This is a genomic window from Ilumatobacter sp., assembly GCF_041688325.1.
Taxonomy (GTDB): Bacteria; Actinomycetota; Acidimicrobiia; order Acidimicrobiales; family Ilumatobacteraceae; genus Ilumatobacter_A.
On the sequence record NZ_JBDNIJ010000103.1, the window covers coordinates 1 to 15,997 of the forward strand.

The 15,997-nt window shown below is 64.1% G+C and carries 20 protein-coding genes; 15 read left to right on the top strand and 5 right to left on the bottom strand.

All coding sequences use genetic code 11. The features are described 5' to 3' along the window. On the top strand, nucleotides 1-1,008 hold a 1,008-nt coding region (locus ACH2EI_RS06845), incomplete at its 5' end, for an HNH endonuclease signature motif containing protein (RefSeq protein WP_395159527.1). Here the strand turns inward: ACH2EI_RS06845 and ACH2EI_RS06850 are convergent. Next, nucleotides 992-2,059 carry an ATP-dependent DNA ligase gene (locus ACH2EI_RS06850; protein WP_395154704.1) on the bottom strand — a complete coding sequence of 356 codons (1,068 nt, stop codon included), beginning with the start codon at nucleotides 2,057-2,059 and terminating at the stop codon, nucleotides 992-994. The genes ACH2EI_RS06845 and ACH2EI_RS06850 overlap by 17 nt on opposite strands. Nucleotides 2,060-2,165: 106 nt before the next feature. Between ACH2EI_RS06850 and ACH2EI_RS06855 the strand changes: the two genes are divergently transcribed. The 5 genes from ACH2EI_RS06855 (at nucleotide 2,166) to ACH2EI_RS06875 (ending at nucleotide 6,721) form a co-directional block, all read left to right on the top strand. Then, nucleotides 2,166-3,707: an acyl-CoA carboxylase subunit beta gene (locus tag ACH2EI_RS06855; RefSeq protein ID WP_395154705.1), complete on the top strand. Its 1,542-nt coding sequence runs from the start codon at nucleotides 2,166-2,168 to the stop codon at nucleotides 3,705-3,707. 371 nt (nucleotides 3,708-4,078) lie between these two features. After that, nucleotides 4,079-4,819: an RDD family protein gene (locus tag ACH2EI_RS06860; RefSeq protein ID WP_395159529.1), complete on the top strand. Its 741-nt coding sequence runs from the start codon at nucleotides 4,079-4,081 to the stop codon at nucleotides 4,817-4,819. Between the two features lie 10 nt (nucleotides 4,820-4,829). Continuing rightward, entirely contained in the window at nucleotides 4,830-5,018 is a 189-nt protein-coding gene (locus tag ACH2EI_RS06865) for a hypothetical protein (protein ID WP_395153470.1), read from the top strand. A 133-nt stretch (nucleotides 5,019-5,151) separates the two neighbouring features. Continuing rightward, nucleotides 5,152-5,697, top strand: coding sequence for an RDD family protein (locus ACH2EI_RS06870; protein WP_395153469.1), 546 nt, complete (start codon nucleotides 5,152-5,154; stop codon nucleotides 5,695-5,697). A gap of 7 nt (nucleotides 5,698-5,704) precedes the next feature. Continuing rightward, complete coding sequence (locus ACH2EI_RS06875; protein WP_395153468.1) at nucleotides 5,705-6,721, top strand: metallophosphoesterase family protein; 1,017 nt, start codon at nucleotides 5,705-5,707, stop codon at nucleotides 6,719-6,721. On the opposite strand, the gene ACH2EI_RS06880 is transcribed toward ACH2EI_RS06875, so the two are convergent. The 4 genes from ACH2EI_RS06880 to ACH2EI_RS06895 all read right to left on the bottom strand — a co-directional run bounded on the left by ACH2EI_RS06880 (nucleotide 6,670) and on the right by ACH2EI_RS06895 (nucleotide 9,236). Further along, nucleotides 6,670-7,587, bottom strand: a complete 918-nt coding sequence (locus tag ACH2EI_RS06880; protein WP_395153467.1) for an NAD(P)-dependent oxidoreductase — start codon at nucleotides 7,585-7,587, stop codon at nucleotides 6,670-6,672. The two genes, ACH2EI_RS06875 and ACH2EI_RS06880, sit on opposite strands and share 52 nt — an antisense overlap. Nucleotides 7,588-7,648: 61 nt before the next feature. Continuing rightward, nucleotides 7,649-8,050 (bottom strand): type II toxin-antitoxin system death-on-curing family toxin, encoded by a 402-nt coding sequence (locus ACH2EI_RS06885; protein ID WP_395153466.1) that lies wholly within the window; start codon nucleotides 8,048-8,050, stop codon nucleotides 7,649-7,651. Then, nucleotides 8,047-8,256: a hypothetical protein gene (locus ACH2EI_RS06890; RefSeq protein WP_395153465.1), complete on the bottom strand. Its 210-nt coding sequence runs from the start codon at nucleotides 8,254-8,256 to the stop codon at nucleotides 8,047-8,049. Before ACH2EI_RS06890 ends, ACH2EI_RS06885 begins: the two co-directional genes overlap by 4 nt. A 74-nt stretch (nucleotides 8,257-8,330) precedes the next feature. Continuing rightward, nucleotides 8,331-9,236 (bottom strand): CobW family GTP-binding protein, encoded by a 906-nt coding sequence (locus ACH2EI_RS06895; RefSeq protein ID WP_395153464.1) that lies wholly within the window; start codon nucleotides 9,234-9,236, stop codon nucleotides 8,331-8,333. A 126-nt stretch (nucleotides 9,237-9,362) separates the two neighbouring features. On the opposite strand from ACH2EI_RS06895, the gene clpS reads away from it, so the two are divergent. From clpS to ACH2EI_RS06940, 9 genes are all read left to right on the top strand, one after another. Continuing rightward, entirely contained in the window at nucleotides 9,363-9,659 is a 297-nt protein-coding gene (gene clpS, locus ACH2EI_RS06900) for an ATP-dependent Clp protease adapter ClpS (RefSeq protein ID WP_395153463.1), read from the top strand. A 19-nt stretch (nucleotides 9,660-9,678) separates the two neighbouring features. Next, the gene (locus ACH2EI_RS06905) at nucleotides 9,679-10,203 is read left to right on the top strand and encodes a DUF2017 family protein (RefSeq protein WP_395153462.1); all 525 of its coding nucleotides are present in this window, start codon (nucleotides 9,679-9,681) and stop codon (nucleotides 10,201-10,203) included. A gap of 267 nt (nucleotides 10,204-10,470) precedes the next feature. Next, nucleotides 10,471-11,106, top strand: coding sequence for a prepilin peptidase (locus tag ACH2EI_RS06910; RefSeq protein ID WP_395153461.1), 636 nt, complete (start codon nucleotides 10,471-10,473; stop codon nucleotides 11,104-11,106). After that, nucleotides 11,103-11,771 carry an SAF domain-containing protein gene (locus ACH2EI_RS06915; protein WP_395153460.1) on the top strand — a complete coding sequence of 223 codons (669 nt, stop codon included), beginning with the start codon at nucleotides 11,103-11,105 and terminating at the stop codon, nucleotides 11,769-11,771. Before ACH2EI_RS06910 ends, ACH2EI_RS06915 begins: the two co-directional genes overlap by 4 nt. Beyond that, nucleotides 11,768-12,571, top strand: a complete 804-nt coding sequence (locus tag ACH2EI_RS06920; RefSeq protein ID WP_395153459.1) for a hypothetical protein — start codon at nucleotides 11,768-11,770, stop codon at nucleotides 12,569-12,571. Before ACH2EI_RS06915 ends, ACH2EI_RS06920 begins: the two co-directional genes overlap by 4 nt. Continuing rightward, on the top strand, nucleotides 12,568-13,962 hold the full coding sequence (locus ACH2EI_RS06925) for a CpaF family protein (protein ID WP_395159531.1): 1,395 nt from the start codon (nucleotides 12,568-12,570) through the stop codon (nucleotides 13,960-13,962). The genes ACH2EI_RS06920 and ACH2EI_RS06925 overlap by 4 nt, the downstream gene beginning before the upstream one ends. Before the next feature lie 116 nt (nucleotides 13,963-14,078). Beyond that, complete coding sequence (locus tag ACH2EI_RS06930; protein ID WP_395155467.1) at nucleotides 14,079-14,819, top strand: type II secretion system F family protein; 741 nt, start codon at nucleotides 14,079-14,081, stop codon at nucleotides 14,817-14,819. Then, nucleotides 14,816-15,694: a hypothetical protein gene (locus ACH2EI_RS06935; protein WP_395155468.1), complete on the top strand. Its 879-nt coding sequence runs from the start codon at nucleotides 14,816-14,818 to the stop codon at nucleotides 15,692-15,694. Before ACH2EI_RS06930 ends, ACH2EI_RS06935 begins: the two co-directional genes overlap by 4 nt. Nucleotides 15,695-15,739: 45 nt before the next feature. Continuing rightward, nucleotides 15,740-15,967: a hypothetical protein gene (locus ACH2EI_RS06940; protein WP_395155469.1), complete on the top strand. Its 228-nt coding sequence runs from the start codon at nucleotides 15,740-15,742 to the stop codon at nucleotides 15,965-15,967. Nucleotides 15,968-15,997 lie beyond the last annotated feature (30 nt).

Here is a 15,997-nt window from a genome sequence, read left to right on the forward strand (position 1 = left end):
GATGGGGAGGAGAACGAAACAGCCACCGAAGCCAATCCGGTGAAGTCGTCTGATTCCTCGGAGTCGGCAGCGTCGTCGGTTGAAGAGTTTCTGTCGCTGTGGCAGGACGACGACGGATCATTCCGGCTGTCGGGTCGCCTCGACGCCGATGCGGGGATGGTCGTGCAGGCTGCGCTCGACGAAGCCCGCGACCGACTGTTCCAGCGCGGCAAGTTCGGTGCCGGCCTCGCTGCAGCACTGGTCGAAATGGCCCAAGAGTCGCTCGACTCGGTGAATGATCCGGCACGCCGAGCCCGGTTGAGGGTCAACCTGTTCATCAACACCGACCGCGATACCGACCGCGATACCGACCGCGATACCGACCGCGATACCGACCGCGACGAGCGTGCCATGACCGACGCCAGCGGCTGGAACGTTCCTGACGCGATCCGCCGTTACCTCACCTGTGATGGCACGGTCACCCCGGTGTTTGTCGAGGGCGGCCTACCCGTGTCGGTCGGTCGCACCCAGTACGTCGTACCTGCCCGGACCCGCACGATCATTGAACATCGCGATCACGGCGTGTGTCGGGTCCCGGGCTGTGATGCGACGCTTGGGCTTGAAGTGCATCATCTGATCCATTGGGAACACGGCGGCCGGACCGACACCGACAACTTGTTGCTCGTGTGCGGGAAACATCACCGAATGCACCACCGTGGCCGACTCGACATCACCGGCAACGCCGACCAAGCCAACGGCCTCGAATTTCGTAACGGGCACGGCCGGCTGATCGCGCCGTCGGGTGCAGCACCGAACGTGCCGGCCGGGCCGCCGCCGAAACCGGCAGCGGTCTATTCGCATCCTGATGGCGGTCGGATGGACACCGGGCAGATCTATTTCAACCCGCCCCGCACCTACTACGACGACCTCCGTGAACGCCTCAGGTCCGACAGCGAATACCTCGCCAAAATCCAGCCACCCGGCCTGCAATCACGGACACGAGAGGTTCGGCTCAGCGCGCTTCGCTGAGGAACTCGTGGAAGTCGACGGGTGTTGCGACGTCGAGCTGGTCGTATCGGCAGTCGCCTGGTGTGCAGTCGTGTCGCCACCGGACGAACGAGACCCCGTGGCGGAACCTGCCTCCTTCGAGCTGGCCAAAGGTGACTTCAGCAACCAGCCCCATCTTGATCGGCACGAACGACAGGTCTTTGCCAGAATTCCAACGACTTCCGGCTGACAACGTCTGCGGCTGAGTCGACTCAGCTGCGGCCTGCGCCTGCTCGTCTTGCCACGCCGCCCAACCGCTCCATGGGTGATCGACAAGCGGATCGTGCGTGCGCGATTCAAGCTCGGCAAGCAACTCGCTGCGTCGCTTGACCGAGAAGGACGCAGCCACGCCAACCGAGTGCATCTCGCCGTCGGCATCGAACAGCCCGAGCAGCAGCGACCCGACGCCGTTCCCGTCTTTGTGCACTCGGTAACCAGGCACGGCGCACAACGCGTTGCGCTGATGTTTGACCTTCACCAAGCTGCGCTTGCCTGGCGCGTAGACGCCGTCGAGAGGCTTGGCAATGATGCCATCGAGACCGGCACCTTCGAACGTACTGAACCAGTCGTGAGCGACAGCCCGGTCGGTGCTCGCCGGTGTGAGATGCACCACGTCGTTAGGAGCGAGCGCCTCGACGAGCACGTCCCGACGGGCGGACATGGGCTCATCCATCAGCGACCGGTCATCGAGAGCCAGCACGTCGAACGCCACGAACGCCGCCGGTGTTTCCGCTGCCAGGCGATCGACTCGCGACTTCGCCGGGTGGATCCGCTGGAGTAGCGCATCGAAGTCAAGGCCATCACCGCCGCTGTCGGCAACGACGATCTCACCGTCCACCACACACCGATCGGGAAGCGCTGCAAGCAACGGTTCGATCAGCTCGGGGAAGTACCGGTTGAGAGGTTTGAGCTTGCGACTGACCAACTCGATGTCCACCCCGTCGCGAAAAATAATGCAGCGAAAACCATCCCATTTCGGCTCAAACAACCAGTTGTCGCCGTTTGGGATGTGGCGTGCCAGTTTCGCCAACATGGGCTGGACCGGCTGGGTAACAGGAAGATCCGCGATCACAATGCAATTCTCGCGCGCTCGCCAGTTCATCTCGCGCGCCCTCTGCGGGTATGTTGCGGGAGTGAGCATGCAGGAGAAACTCGATGAATTGGCCGAGCGTCGCAAAGAGGCCCAAAACGCAGGATCTCAGCGGTCGATCGACCGCCAGCACGAGAAGGGCAAGATGCTCGCTCGTGAGCGGATCGACTACTTCCTCGATGACGGCTCGTTCCACGAACTCGACCAGCTGGCCCGACACCGCGCCCAGGCATCAGGCCTCGAAGAACGGCCCTACACCGACGGCGTGATCACCGGCTGGGGCACCGTCGACGGTCGCAAGGTCTTCGTGTTCTCGCAAGACTTCACCGTCTTCGGCGGCGCACTCGGCGAAGTGTTCGCCGAAAAGATCCACAAGCTGATGGATCTGTCGCTCAAGGTGGGCGCTCCGCTCATCGGCCTCAACGATGGTGCAGGCGCCCGCATCCAGGAGGGCGTGGTCAGCCTCGCCAGCTACGGCGGCATCTTCCACCGCAACGTCCAGGCCTCCGGCGTCGTGCCGCAGATCTCGGTGATCCTTGGCCCGTGTGCCGGCGGCGCCGTCTACAGCCCTGCGATGACCGACTTCATTTTTATGGTTCGCGAAACCAGTCACATGTTCATCACCGGCCCAGACGTCGTCAAGACCGTGACCGGCGAAGACGTCACGCTCGAAGAACTCGGCGGCGCAATGAGCCACGCCTCAAAGTCTGGCGTCGCCACTTTCGTGGCGGACGACGAGAAGTCCTGCCTCGACGACGTGCGCTTCCTGCTCTCGTTCCTCCCGGCCAACAATCTCGAAGAGCCGCCAGCCGATGAGCCGACCGACGACCCCGATCGTCACTGCCCCGAGCTGCGCGACATTCTTCCCGCCTCGCCGAACCTGCCCTACGACATGACCGAGGTCGTTCGCACCTGCGTCGACGACGGCGAATTCTTCGAATACTTCCCGCACTTCGCGAAGTCGATCATCTGCGGCTTCTCGCGAATCGACGGCAAGCCTGTCGGAATCGTTGGCAATCAGCCGAAGGTCCTCGCTGGCGTTCTCGACATCGAGTCGGCCGAAAAAGCCGCTCGATTCGTGCGCACGTGCGACGCGTTCAACATTCCGCTCATCACGTTCGTCGACGTCCCCGGATTCCTGCCCGGCGTCGACCAAGAATACGGCGGCATCATCCGGCACGGCGCCAAGCTGCTCTACGCCTACTGCGAAGCCACCGTTCCGCGCATCTCGATCATCACCCGCAAGGCCTACGGCGGCGCATACGTCGTGATGGACTCGAAGTCGATCGGTTCCGACCTCGCCTTCGCGTGGCCCACCGCCGAACTCGCCGTCATGGGCCCCCAGGGCGCCGTCGAAATCGTCTACCGCCGCGAATTGCAGCAAGCTGCCAACCCGGTCGAGCGACGCGCCGAGCTCATCGCGGAATACACCGAGAAGTACGCCAACCCGTATGCGGCTGCCGAACGCGGCTACATCGATGACGTGATCGACCCCGCCGACACACGTCGAAAGATCGTTGCTGGGTTGCGGATGCTGTCGACCAAGCGTGAGGAACTGCCGAAGCGCAAGCACGGCAACGTTCCCCTCTGATCGACGGCTGAACGAGCGCTGTGAGCACCACGGAACCGCCGAGCTCGTCGGGGTCACCCCCCTCGCCACCCCCGGCCTCGCCACCCCCTGCCTCGCCACCCCCTGCCTCGCCACCCCCTGCCTCGCCACCCCCGGCCTCACCACCTCCTGCCTCGCCACCCCCCTCGCCACCCCCGGCCTCACCACCTTCACCGAACACGCCGCCGGTTCCGCCGCCGCCTGCCCCATCGGTTCCGCCACCACCTGGCGCCGCGGTACCCGAAGCTGCCCCAGTTCGGCCAGCCGCCCACATACAGCCTGGACCCGACCCGGATCCTCCGAAGCGCACCTACTCGATCAGTGACCGCCCTGAACGCCCGCCGGTCCCGACCGTGCGACCGATCACACCAGCACCAGCACCAGCACCAGCACCAGCGAATTTCGTTCCGGAGCCAGCGCTGACGGCTGCGGCTCCCACTCCGGCACCTCCGGTCACGGCACCCCCGGACGACGATCTCGATGACCTGCTCCGCCAGATCGACGAGAGCAGCGTCGCCGACAGTCCAGGCATCGGCGCCAAGCTGACTGTTCCGCGCGAAGCCGAACGTCCGAAGGGCCTCGGCCCGGTGGCGATGGAATCCTCCGGTGCGATCAACTTCAATCCGGAGTTCGCATCGTTTGGCGCCCGGTTCGCCGGGTTCCTCATCGATTCCGTCGTGACAGTCGCTGCCATCGCTCCGGGTCTCGTGGTCTTGGCGCTCAGCCCCGGGACACTCCGATTCAGCGGCATTCTCATCACGATTATCGGGCTACTGCTCGTGGCCCGATGGTACGGCTCGGCCGTGTCGACGTCAGGCCAGTGGATCGGCAACCGCGTCACCGACACGAAGGTGGTCGACGTATCGAGCGGCAACCCACTCGACCGCAGCCGGGCCACAAGTCGGTTCCTGGTCCGAGCTCTGATCTCGCCGGTCTTCCTCGTCGGCTTCATCTTGGCCTTGACCAACTCGCAACGCCGATCCTTCCACGACCAGTTCGCCGGCAGCATCGTCACCCGCCCGACCCGATCATCCTGGTCGGTTGGCGACGACCCACCGAGCGACAATGCGCCCGACAGCAAACCGGCTCCATAAGATCACGAACGTGAACATCACGATGTCGCCGGCCCCGACCGACGAAGAAGCTGCAGCAATCGTCGCTGCCACTGAAGTGTTGTGGCCGAAGGCTGCATCCCTGGGCCCGGTCAGCGAGCCGCGCAACACCTCGTGGCGTTTCAGCAGTCGGAGCTGGGCCCAGCCCACCCCGATTCGCCGCTTGCGCCCCTGGCGTTGATCCGGCATCGCCGTCGCGGCGGAGTACCACGGGTATCTGCGACACTACGAAGATGACGTCGCCCTTCGACCCTCCATCCGGATCGAACCCCCCACCACCGCCCGCACCCGCGCACCCGCCGATGGGTTGGCCGATGCCTCCGCCACCGGCCAACCAGGGTCCGCCACCACCCGGCTACCAGGCGTATTCCCCAACGCCGAGCCCTGGCTGGACTCGGGCTGGATTTGGCGCTCGGTTTGGTGCTTCGCTGCTCGACTCACTCCTGTATGGCCTGCTCACCACAGCACTCGTGATCCCTGGCATCGTGCTGCTCATCGCGGCATTCGATGGCTGCACCACCATCAACGACGAGATCATTTGCCCCACTGACAGTTTGCAGGGCGGGACTCTTGCCGGTGGAATTGCTTTGATCTTGGCGGCACTACTGATCGTCTTCGTCGTGTACGTCAGGGCGCTTGGCAGGACCGGCCAAACCTGGGGTCGCAAGATCGTCGGCGTGAAGGTCGTCGGCGAACTGACAGGTACGCCGATCGGCTTCGGCAAGGCCCTCGGTCGGGTGCTCTTCGCCAATGCGATCTCCGGGCAAATTTTCTACCTCGGCTACCTCTGGATGCTGTGGGACGACAAGCAGCAGACCTGGCACGACAAGGTCGTTGGTTCCATCGTCGTGCGTACCTGAGCTCAAGTTGGACAACATCGAGATCACGACGGTTGCCGACGACCTGGTCGTCATCCACGACGGTGCAAACGTGCGCCGGTATACAGATCTGACCCCTGACACCGAACACGATCTTGATGGCGTGCGGGTCAGAACGCTGGCACGTCCAGCCGGTTCGCTGCTCTGCAGGTTCGCCACGGTCAACGACGTGCACTTCGGCGAGGTCGAAGCGGGCCGGCTCGACGAACACTCGACCGGCCCGGTGCAGCGTGTCCCCGAGGGCGCCGAGCCGTACCCCGAGGTGATGAACCGGACTGCGGCGTCCGAGATCAATGCGCTTGGAGTCGCGGCGCTCATCGTCAAGGGCGATTTGTCCGTCGACGGGCGTCCGCAAGAGTGGGCAGCATTCGAGGCGTGTTACCGCGACCCGTTCGGCGATCGCTTGCACGTCGTTCGCGGCAACCACGACAGCTACCAGCACCAAGACAGCTACGCCGGCGATCAGTGGATCCAACTGCCGGGCGTCAACGTTGCGCTGCTCGACACGGCGATACCGGGTGAGACCACGGGGCAGGTCACGGCCACACAGATCGAGTGGCTCGCCGACCGGTGTAGCAGCTCACCACTGCCGGTGATTGCGATGGGCCACCATCAACAATGGGTCGGCGAAGCCAGCGGCCGACGCAGCGACACATACTTCGGTTTACACCCCGACGGGAGCGACCTGCTGGACGGGGTCGCCTCGCGCTGCCCTCAACTCATTGCCTACACAGCAGGCCACACGCATCGCCACCGGGTCCGCACGATGACGGCATCGGGTGTCCCGACGATCGAGATCGGCTGCACCAAGGACTTCCCCGGCACGTGGGCCGAGTACCGCGTGTATGAGGGTGGAGTCATGCAGGTCGTGCATCGGATGTCGTCGCCCGAGGCTCTCGCCTGGAGCGAGCAATGTCGGACGCTCTATGCCGCCGACGGCGTCGACTATGCCGCCTACGCGCTCGGCGCTTTGGGGGATCGGTGTTTCAACATTCCACTGCGCTGAATGGTCGCGGCGGGAAGTGATCCGCTACGCAGCTCTGCGATGCTTGCCGCGATGATTGGCGCGGCGGTCGTCGGGTCAGAGCGCCCCGCGATGTGCGGCGTCACGGTCACCTTGTCGTGGCTCCACAGCGGAGAGTTTGCGGGCAGCGGTTCGACGTCGAACACGTCGAGCACGGCGGCGCGCAGGTCGCCGTCGAGGGCACCGAGTAGTGCGTCGGTGTCGACGGTGGCGCCACGGCCGACGTTGATCAAGACGCCATCACCGAGGGCAGCCAGTTCGCCAGCACCGATCACGCCACGGGTGGCTGAAGAGAGCGGGACGAGGTCGACAACGAGGTCGCAGTCAGTGAAGAACTGGTTGAGTGGTCGGTCGTGGTTCGAGCGCGACCAGCCGAGGGTCGCGTAGCCGTGGTGCGCACACGTGTCGAGCACGACCTGGCCAATAGCACCCGAGCCGAACACCCCGACCGAGTAGTCCCGCTGAAACACCGTCACCACGTCACCGCGCCACGTCGCAGAGGGTTGATTGGCGATGAACCGGTCCAAGCCGCGCTGGAAGTGGATCACCCAGCTGAGAACGTAGAGCGCAATGTCGTTCGCCATGGCGGGATCGACGAGCCTCACGATCGGGACGTCAGGAAGCGCATCGAGGTCGAGGTGGTCGAAGCCGGCACCCATCGTGCAGATCGCTTCGAGGTTCGGCATCGCAGCGAGCTGCTCATCCGGAAGCCGCCACATCGCAACGTGCGTGACCTCAGCAAGATCGACGTCGCCGACCGAGCTCCGGACGTCGAAGTCGGGCAGGCAGCGGGTGAGTTCCTCGATCCAGCTGTCGTCTTCACCGCTGTCGACCAAGAGCATGTTCATCCCCTGATTCTACGAATCAACAGCCCAGCCAGCGGAGGGCAGGCATAGACGGCCGGAGGAGTCAGCTCCGGAAGACGGCCCGTTCTCTGAGCCAGCCGGCGAGCCATCTCTCATCGACATCGCGTGCCGCGACGGCGAGCATTGCGTCGACAGCATGGTCGGTGTCGGGTTGCGAGTCGTTCCACGATCCGTCATTGAGATCGATGAACAGCACCAGGCACGCCCACGCTGCCCGCTTGTTGCCGTCGGGGAGCGGATGATTCCAGGCGATCCGACAGGCGAGTACAGCTGCCTTGTCGTAGACGTCCGGGTAGAAGTCGGTGTCGTCGAAGCCGGCCTGTGGCGCATGGAGCGCAGAATCGGCGAGATCGACGCGGCTGGCCCTGATCAGCGTCGCGGCGTCGATTCCAGTGACGAGTTCGGAGAGGAACCAGAACTCAGCGAGGCTGAGGTAGCGAGTCACTTGGCGAGTCGGTCGAGGATCTCTCGGTCGCGTTCGAGCAGCTTCCTTGCGCGGGCGGTGAAGTCGTCGTCGGCTCGTACCCGTTCGATCTCTGCGGCGAGGGAGTCGATGATGAGTTGGTTGACGCTGTCGCCGCGGACTCGTGCGACTGCCTCGGCGTCGTCGGCGAGGTCGTCGGGCAACCGAACAGTGGTCTGCTTTGTCATGACATCATGATATCACGATGCGAGACGCCCGATATCGACACCGCTGCCTGGCCGGAGGAAACGCGGGAAGGCAACTAATGGAGGGTGATGATTGTGAGCGCAGTGGCGGCCCCGAACTCGGACATCGGCAGCGGGTCGATCTCGATGCGGCTGCCGACCACCTGCACGAGGTGGAGTTCGCCATCGGCGCTGCCCGCAATTCCCTTCGCGCGCACGACCCGCTCGTACTGTCCAAGTGCTGCTCGCACCGCTGCTGCAACCTCGGCCGCATCGGCCATCTCCGGGAACGGCACCATGTGCACGTCGTGTGCGTCGAACAGCGAGGGTGTCGCAGTTGCAGCGGGGCCTTCGGGGCGGCGGCCACCGAGTGAGAGAAAGCGGCCCGCCGCGGCAGCGTTGCCGCCGGGCTCGAAGACGGGCGTGTCGGGCGCAATCTCGCTCAGGCGGCGGCGCGCTGCGTCGGCAACGTGTGGCTCGACAATGTCGGTCTTGGAGAGCATGAGGAGGTCGGCTTTGCTGATCTGACTGTCGATCGCGTCCCGGGCTGGGCCGGCAAGGTGCTCGGCGCCGAGCTGGTCGGCAGCAACCACGACGACCACACCATCGAGGATGAATCCGGCCGAATTACCCCACGGCGTCATGCGGTCGGGGTCAGCGACGCCGCTCAGTTCGACGACGACGTGGTCGGGCGGAACGTCGCGAGCGCGGAGCTGGTCGAACGCGGCGCCGAAGCCGTCGATCAGACTGCAGCAGACGCAGCCATCGGTCAGTTCGATCGTGTCGCCGTGCTGGCGTGCAATCAGGGCTGCATCGATGTTGATCGCACCGACGTCGTTGACGAGGACGGCAATCGGCCGATCGGTGACGGCGAGCAACTCGTTGATCACCGTCGTCTTGCCGGCGCCGAGGTAGCCGGCAACGAAAGTCAGCGGAACCCGTCGGCCGTCCCACGGCAGAAACTCTGGTTCCTGGTACGCCACTCTGGTGAGGGTATCGAACCCTCTTCGCCAACGTGGCCCGCCTCGTCGGCGGGGTCGGGCACGGAGAGAACGCGTTCTTCGGAGACTGTTTGCCACATGGGTGCGTGCTGCGGGCAGAATGGGGACGTGCCCACCACTCTCGAGCCCGTCAGGGTTGAAGAACCCGACGTTGATGAGGCGCTCGCGAACGACAAGCCGTGGGTCGTGATCGTGTGGAACGACCCGATCAACCTGATGAGCTACGTCACCTACGTACTCAAGTCGCTGTTCGGCTACTCGGACGAAAAGGCGACAGCGTTGATGCTCGACGTCCATCACAAGGGCAAGGCCGCGGTGGCTCACGGCAACCGTGAAGAAGCCGAAATGCACGTCTTCCGCCTTCACGAGCACAGCCTGTGGGCCTCGATGGAGCACGATGTCTAGAGATAGTTTTGTCCCTCCGGTGGAGCGAGTCGATAACAGTGTCGTCGATCCCCTGGGCACGTTCGACGACGGCGCTGGCCCCAAGTTTCGATTGAATTTCGAGCCGGAAGAACGCGATCTCCTGATCCGTCTGCTCGGCGAGATGAAGGACCTCCTCACCGCCGAGGTGAACGAGGTCACCGCACCGCTCTTGCACAGGCTGTTTCCGCCGGCGTTTCGCGACGACCCTGAGAAGGAAGCCGAGTATCAACGTTTGATGCGCGAGGAGTTAGTGACCAGCCGCGTCGTGTCGGTCGATCTGGTCACCGCCATGTTGACCGTCAATCCGAACACCGGCCGTCTGGCTGATCTCAGCAAGCCCGACACGGTGGCATTCATGCAGTCGTTGAACGCTGTGCGTCTGGTGTTGGGCACGATGCTCGACATCACCGACGACGACGCTGCCGAGCAAGCCGACATGGACGACTCCCACGAGTTCCAGCTCTACGGCTATCTCGGCTGGCTCTTGGAGTGGACCGTCCAGTCCCTCTCCGGCACCGCCTAACCAGCCCGCGCCACCCTCGCCACCTCGTTTTGTGTGAGCGATAGCGGGAACCGACGCCCCAATCGCTCACACAAAACCCGCAGCCCGCTTTCCCCCTCGACGCCACAACGCCCCACTGTCTGTTGAACAGGCCGATCCGGCCACGTTCCGGCACCGCCCGACCGCGGAGAGAAAGCCAGGTCGCGGTGTGAGCACGCCTCAAACAGGTCCGGAAAAGGCCGTCGTCGCATTCGACTACGGTGGAATTCCCATTGGTCGGAGGGCGACGTGACTGCACCATCCCAAAACCTCCTTCGGGAGGCAGATGCCGCAACCGTTCTGACAACGCGCCGGTCAGTCATTCGTTCAGCCCGCGCCATTGGACCCCTGGGTCAGAGTGCAGCAATCGCAACGGTGATCACAGCACTTATTTCCGCGCTCCAAGATGGCGTAGCGGCTGCGAGTGCGATCTCGGTCGCCCTGCTTGTTCCCGCAGCGATGGTTGACATCGTCGAACAACGGCTTCCGAATCAGATCATCGCGGCCTCCGCGCTGGCCCTTGCGATTGGGTTCGTTCTCCATTCCTCCGGTGTCCTTGCCAGCAACGTCGTGCTCGGTGTTGCCCTGTTGGCAGGCCCACTCCTGTTCATGCACCTGCTCTCACCCGGGTCGATGGGGTTCGGCGACGTGAAGATGGCACTGGTCCTCGGTGCCGCTGTTGGTGCCGTCCACTGGCAACTCGCCCTGGTGACCATCGCGCTCGCCGCAGGCTCGACCGCGACCGTGGCGCTGCTCCGACGCATGACCGAGATTTCCTTCGGGCCCGGCCTGGTCGGCGCTGCTGCGTTCAGCCTCCTTGCCCACACCTTGATGCTGACCCCCGCAGCGCTCGACTCCACGATCAGCATCGGACACTTCGCATGAGTGACATCCACACACCCGCTTCCCACCAGTTGCCCGACGAACCGCAGGGTTTCCGTCCGTCGGCACGGCGCCGAAATCGTCTTGCTGCCGGCGTCGCGCTCGGCGCAATCGCCATCGGCGTCAACATTGGTGTCTATTCAGATCTCAACTCAAGTGAACCAGCCGTCCAAGTCGTTCGTGACGTTGCCGCTGGCGAAGCCATCACGCCCGACATGTTGCGCACCGTCGACGTCAATGTCGATGCAACCGTCAACGTGATCAAGGGCGCCGACCTCAGGTCGCTCGTCGGCCAGTACGCACGCGTGCGCTTGGTCTCTGGCTCGTTGGTGACGCGCCAAGCCCTGCAAGTCGGGCCACTCGTGTCTGTCGGGAATGCGGTCGTTGCATTCGAGGTCGACGCCTCCAAGCTGCCCGTGGGCATCCGCGAACGAGTGCCTGTTCGACTCGTGATTCCGGCCGACCGCGGCGATGACGACCAGACCCCTGTCAGTATCGACGGCCGGGTGGTCGGCTTCCCGACGGAATCGGACAGCGGCGTCGGGACGGTGTCGGTTTCTGTCGAACTGAACGATGCTGATGCTGCCATCGTGGCCGCAGCTGACGATGTCCGCGTCGTGCTCTTGGTGCCGAGCCCCGACCCAGCTGCGGCCGGTCTCGGCGAATGAGCATCATCGCGGTTGTCGGCGATTGCACGACGACAACAGCGCTCGCCCTCGCTGCAGGATGGCCATCAGGACACGATGCTGTGATACTCGAAGCCGATCGCACTGGCGGCTCGCTCGCCGCCTGGCTCGGCACGCCTGCCAGCCCGTCGCTCTCCACGATCGTTGCGAACTCCCCCGCCCTCGGCAACAGCCCGTCGACCGCCTGGTCCGCTGTTGACGCAATGGTTCGCCACGCTCCTTCGGGCACTCGCTTCATCGCTGCGCCGGTCCGGTCGCGTGCTGCCAGCAGAGCGCTCAGCGAGGCCGGCGGCACACTGTTTCCGCTCCTCGCCCAACTCTACGAACCGACGATCATCGCCGACATCGGTTCGTATGCGGTCGCCGACGCCCCATCGGTGCTGTTCTCGCTCGCCTCATCGATTGTCGTCTGCCACCGACAAGACGCTGCGTCGGCTGGAGCCGCCACCGTTCGACTCGAACGGCTGGCCGAACTCGTTCAGTTCCTGGCGACGTTCGGCGTCCCCCTGACCGTCGCCTTGATCGGCGACCGCCCGTTCGGACCCGACGAGGTCGGCCAGTTCCTCACTGCCGACGGGCAGGCCGAGATCGTCATGCACTCACTTCCGGTCGACGATCTCACAGCAGCCGTCTTTGCAGGCCGCACCGGCGTGTCCGAACGTCGCCTCGCTCGACTCCCCCTTATTCGGGAGGCATCAGCATTGGCACGACAGGTGGCACCTGCAGAAACAGATCGAGCGCCGGACTCAAGCCGGATCGATCAGCTCGGATCATCACGATGAGTGCAGTCTCGAACCATGACGACCACCTGCTCAGGAGCGCCCTCGGTGTCATCACCGATCGTGTGGCGGAGCGCTTGATCGACGCGCTCGAACGCGATGACGCCGCAACACCCGCTCCTGACCGCTCTCCACTTGTCGCCGACGAACGACGACAGCAACTCTTGATCGGCGCGTGGATCAGCGACGAGGTCGCCGTCATGAACGAGGAGTTGCTGCACGATGGTCTCCGGCCGCTCGATCAACCGACCGAGCAGTTACTCAGGTCGCGCGTCGTCGCCGAACTGACCGGCGCCGGTCCTCTCGAGAAGTATCTGAGCGACACGGGTGTCGAGGAGATCGACGTCAACAGTGCCGACTCCACGTGGGTCACGTACACCGACGGCCGCAAGGTTGATGTCGGCCAGCTCTGGGCATCGTCAACAGAATTAACGTCATTCCAAAAGCGGATGGCGCTCCGGATGACCGGTACCGGGGAAGGTCGCCTCGACACGTCGTCGCCAATGCTCACGCTGCAGTCGAACGATGGGTCGCGCATCGTCATGGTTCTGGGCGGCAACACCGAGCACGGCATCTCGACGCATCCGCGCATCGCCATCCGACGGTTCGTCGTTCGTCAGGCAGGCTTGGACGGCCTCTCCGATCTTGGCCTGTTCCCGAAGTCGATGGTCGAGCAGTTTCGCGCCCTCGTACGATGCGGCTTCACCATTCTTGTGTCCGGCCCGCCCGGCGCCGGAAAAACGACGCTGCTCACCGAACTTTTGGGCGAGGTGTCTCCGCTCGAACGCATCATCACGGTCGAGAAGAACCTCCTTGAGCTGCGCCTCGAAGACGACCCGCGCCACCCAGATGCACCGGCGCTGTTCACGCGTCATGCCAATGCCGAAGGTGAAGGCGAAATCACGACGCGCCAGCTGGTCGAGCTGACGCGCCGACTCAACCCCGACCGCGTCGTCGTCGGCGAATTAGTCGAAGACGAGGCCCTCGACATGCTCGACGTTGCCTCGATGTGTAAGCGCGGTTCGCTGGCAACGATCCATGCACACACGTCCGACATCGTGCTGCAGCGTCTGGCGTACTACGTGTCGAAGTCGAACACGAGCTTGCCTGAGTTCGCCGTCTGGAGCTTGATCGCTCAGACCGTTGACTTCATCGTGCACATCGACCTGGTCCGCAATGCAAAGGCCGAGCAGGCTGCGATCCGTCGAGTGACCTCCGTGATCGAAGTCGGCGGCCTGGGCGAAGCAGGCGGCGTCTCCAGTACCGAGGTGTGGGCCATCGACGATGGTGACGAACTGACGCAGGTCGCACAGCTCTCGCAACGTCACCTGACGCGTCTACGGCTGGCTGGCTACAGCGCAGACCTCTTCTCTGTCAGAGAGGAAGTTCGGTGAGCCTGGCCCTCCTGACGCTGGTGGCGTGCTCAGCTCTCGGCATCACAGCGGTTGTCGTTGCAGTTGCACCAATTCGCAACGATGCAGCACCTGCCTCCCGGCCGGACGGACAGCTCATGACGCGTCTCGCGATCGGTGGCGCGACGGCACTCCTCATTATTGCATCGTCTGGCTGGGTCCTGCCGGGACTCGTCGTAGCGACGGGCGTCTTCGTGGGGGTCCGGATGTGGCAGCGGCGAGACCGTTCGACGAACAACGTCGACCAGACCGATGCGCTGGCATCGTGGATCGAAAGCCTGCGCGACGTGTTGATTGCCGGCGACCAGCCGATCGGTGCCATCGCCTCGACCGTGTCGACGAGTCCCACTCTCATTCGTCCACACGTCAGGCGTCTCTCCGCCGGGCTCGGCCGGCAAGAGCCGGACGTGGTGTTTCGTCGTTTCGCCGACGACATCGACGACCCGCTTGGCGACCTCGTGGCTGCCGGCCTCCTCATCGCGGTACAACGCGGTGCTCGCACCGTCGCGGTGTTGACGTCGTTGGCTGAGCAAGCACGTCATCAAGCTGATCGACGGCGCATCGTCGATGCGGAACGAGCACCGATGCAACGCGAGGTCGGCATGTTGACCTTGATCATGGGATCACTCATTGTCGGCCTCCTCGTGTTCGGCCGCGCCGACTACCTCCGGCCCTACGAAACGAGCGGCGGCCAAATTTTCCTCACCGTTGTCATCGCGATCTATGCGGTACTCCTCCTTCGGGTCCAACGATTGGCGCGCTACCCGAAGCCAAGTCGATTCCTCACTACTGCCGTGGTCGAGCGTCGTGCGACCGCGACTCGAGAGATGCATTCATGAGCACCACTGGCCTTCTCGTGTTGGCGAGCTTGCTGCTCTTCGCCGGAATGTTGCTTGGAGTATCCGGTTGGCAGCAACCCCGCCCGTCGCTTGAACGATGCGTGCGGTATCTCCGCCGGCCCGCCCCACTGCCAGTCGCGGATGCTGCAGCTCCGCTCACAATTCGACTCGGAGACCTCGCCGTACAGACCCAGATCGGAGAACGAGCGCTGCGGTGGCAGCAGCCGCTTCGGCTCATCGGCCGAACGGTCCCCACCCACGTCGGGCTCTTGATGCTTGCCGCCGTCGGTGGGCTGATTGGACCGGCGCTCGTCGTCGGAATCCTTTCGACGATCGGCCTCCTGTCGATCAGCGTCGTCGTGCCACTCGGGCTCTCGCTGCTGGGCGCCGCCGCCGCACCGTTCGCCGTGCACTCGGATGCAATCTCGCGCAGCGACGACGTACGGATCGATGTGCGCCATCAGTTGTCTGCGTACCTCGACATGGTCACGATGCTTCTAGCTGGAAACACGGGGCACGAGGGTGCACTCCAGCAGGCTGCCCGTGCCGGAGACGGCGTGCTCTTCACCGAACTTCGGCGACGGATGCGTGAAGTAGGGACCACCGGCAACAGCCTCGTCGGGGCGCTCGCCATCGTCGGCGAAGACTTCGGAGTGGTCGAGCTCACACAGGTTGCCGCCGCAGCCCAACTCTCGGCCGCTGAGGGCGCTCCAGTTGCGAGGACTTTGACAGCCAAATGCTCGACGCTCCGCTCGACGTTGGCAGCTGAGGAGGAGGCCAACGCCCGTGTCCGCAACGACAAGGTCACGCCACCACTCGTTGGCATGGCACTGCTGTTCATGGCACTCATCATCTATCCGGCGCTCAACCTCTGAGCTTCCGCCCGTCATCGCTCACCCACACACAACAAGGAGACACCAATGAATGATCCAACACTGATCGCAACCTCGATGTTCCACGTCATCTATGGCCATCTGCGTCGATTCGATACATCCGACGGTCGCTCTGATCGAGGTGCTGTCTCAATCGAACAAGTCCTCTGGTACGCCGCCGCGGCGGTGAGCGTGGCCGTGGTAGCCACCATCATCTGGAACACCGTCCGCGACGCGGCAAACGACGTCAGTCCGGTCAACGGCGGCCTTGGCTGACAGCCAGCACCGTGACGACCAGCACCGTGA

Excerpts from the sequence above, each read along its gene's own strand:
- ACH2EI_RS06890 (WP_395153465.1), bottom strand. The coding sequence starts at position 8,256 with ATGACAAAGCAGACCACTGTTCGGTTGCCCGACGACCTCGCCGACGAC.
- ACH2EI_RS06915 (WP_395153460.1), top strand. The coding sequence starts at position 11,103 with ATGAGTGACATCCACACACCCGCTTCCCACCAGTTGCCCGACGAACCG.
- ACH2EI_RS06930 (WP_395155467.1), top strand. The coding sequence starts at position 14,079 with ATGACGCGTCTCGCGATCGGTGGCGCGACGGCACTCCTCATTATTGCA.
- ACH2EI_RS06920 (WP_395153459.1), top strand. The coding sequence starts at position 11,768 with ATGAGCATCATCGCGGTTGTCGGCGATTGCACGACGACAACAGCGCTC.
- ACH2EI_RS06870 (WP_395153469.1), top strand. The coding sequence starts at position 5,152 with ATGCCTCCGCCACCGGCCAACCAGGGTCCGCCACCACCCGGCTACCAG.
- ACH2EI_RS06850 (WP_395154704.1), bottom strand. The coding sequence starts at position 2,059 with ATGTTGGCGAAACTGGCACGCCACATCCCAAACGGCGACAACTGGTTG.
- ACH2EI_RS06925 (WP_395159531.1), top strand. The coding sequence starts at position 12,568 with ATGAGTGCAGTCTCGAACCATGACGACCACCTGCTCAGGAGCGCCCTC.
- ACH2EI_RS06880 (WP_395153467.1), bottom strand. The coding sequence starts at position 7,587 with ATGAACATGCTCTTGGTCGACAGCGGTGAAGACGACAGCTGGATCGAG.
- ACH2EI_RS06935 (WP_395155468.1), top strand. The coding sequence starts at position 14,816 with ATGAGCACCACTGGCCTTCTCGTGTTGGCGAGCTTGCTGCTCTTCGCC.
- ACH2EI_RS06855 (WP_395154705.1), top strand. The coding sequence starts at position 2,166 with ATGCAGGAGAAACTCGATGAATTGGCCGAGCGTCGCAAAGAGGCCCAA.
- ACH2EI_RS06940 (WP_395155469.1), top strand. The coding sequence starts at position 15,740 with ATGAATGATCCAACACTGATCGCAACCTCGATGTTCCACGTCATCTAT.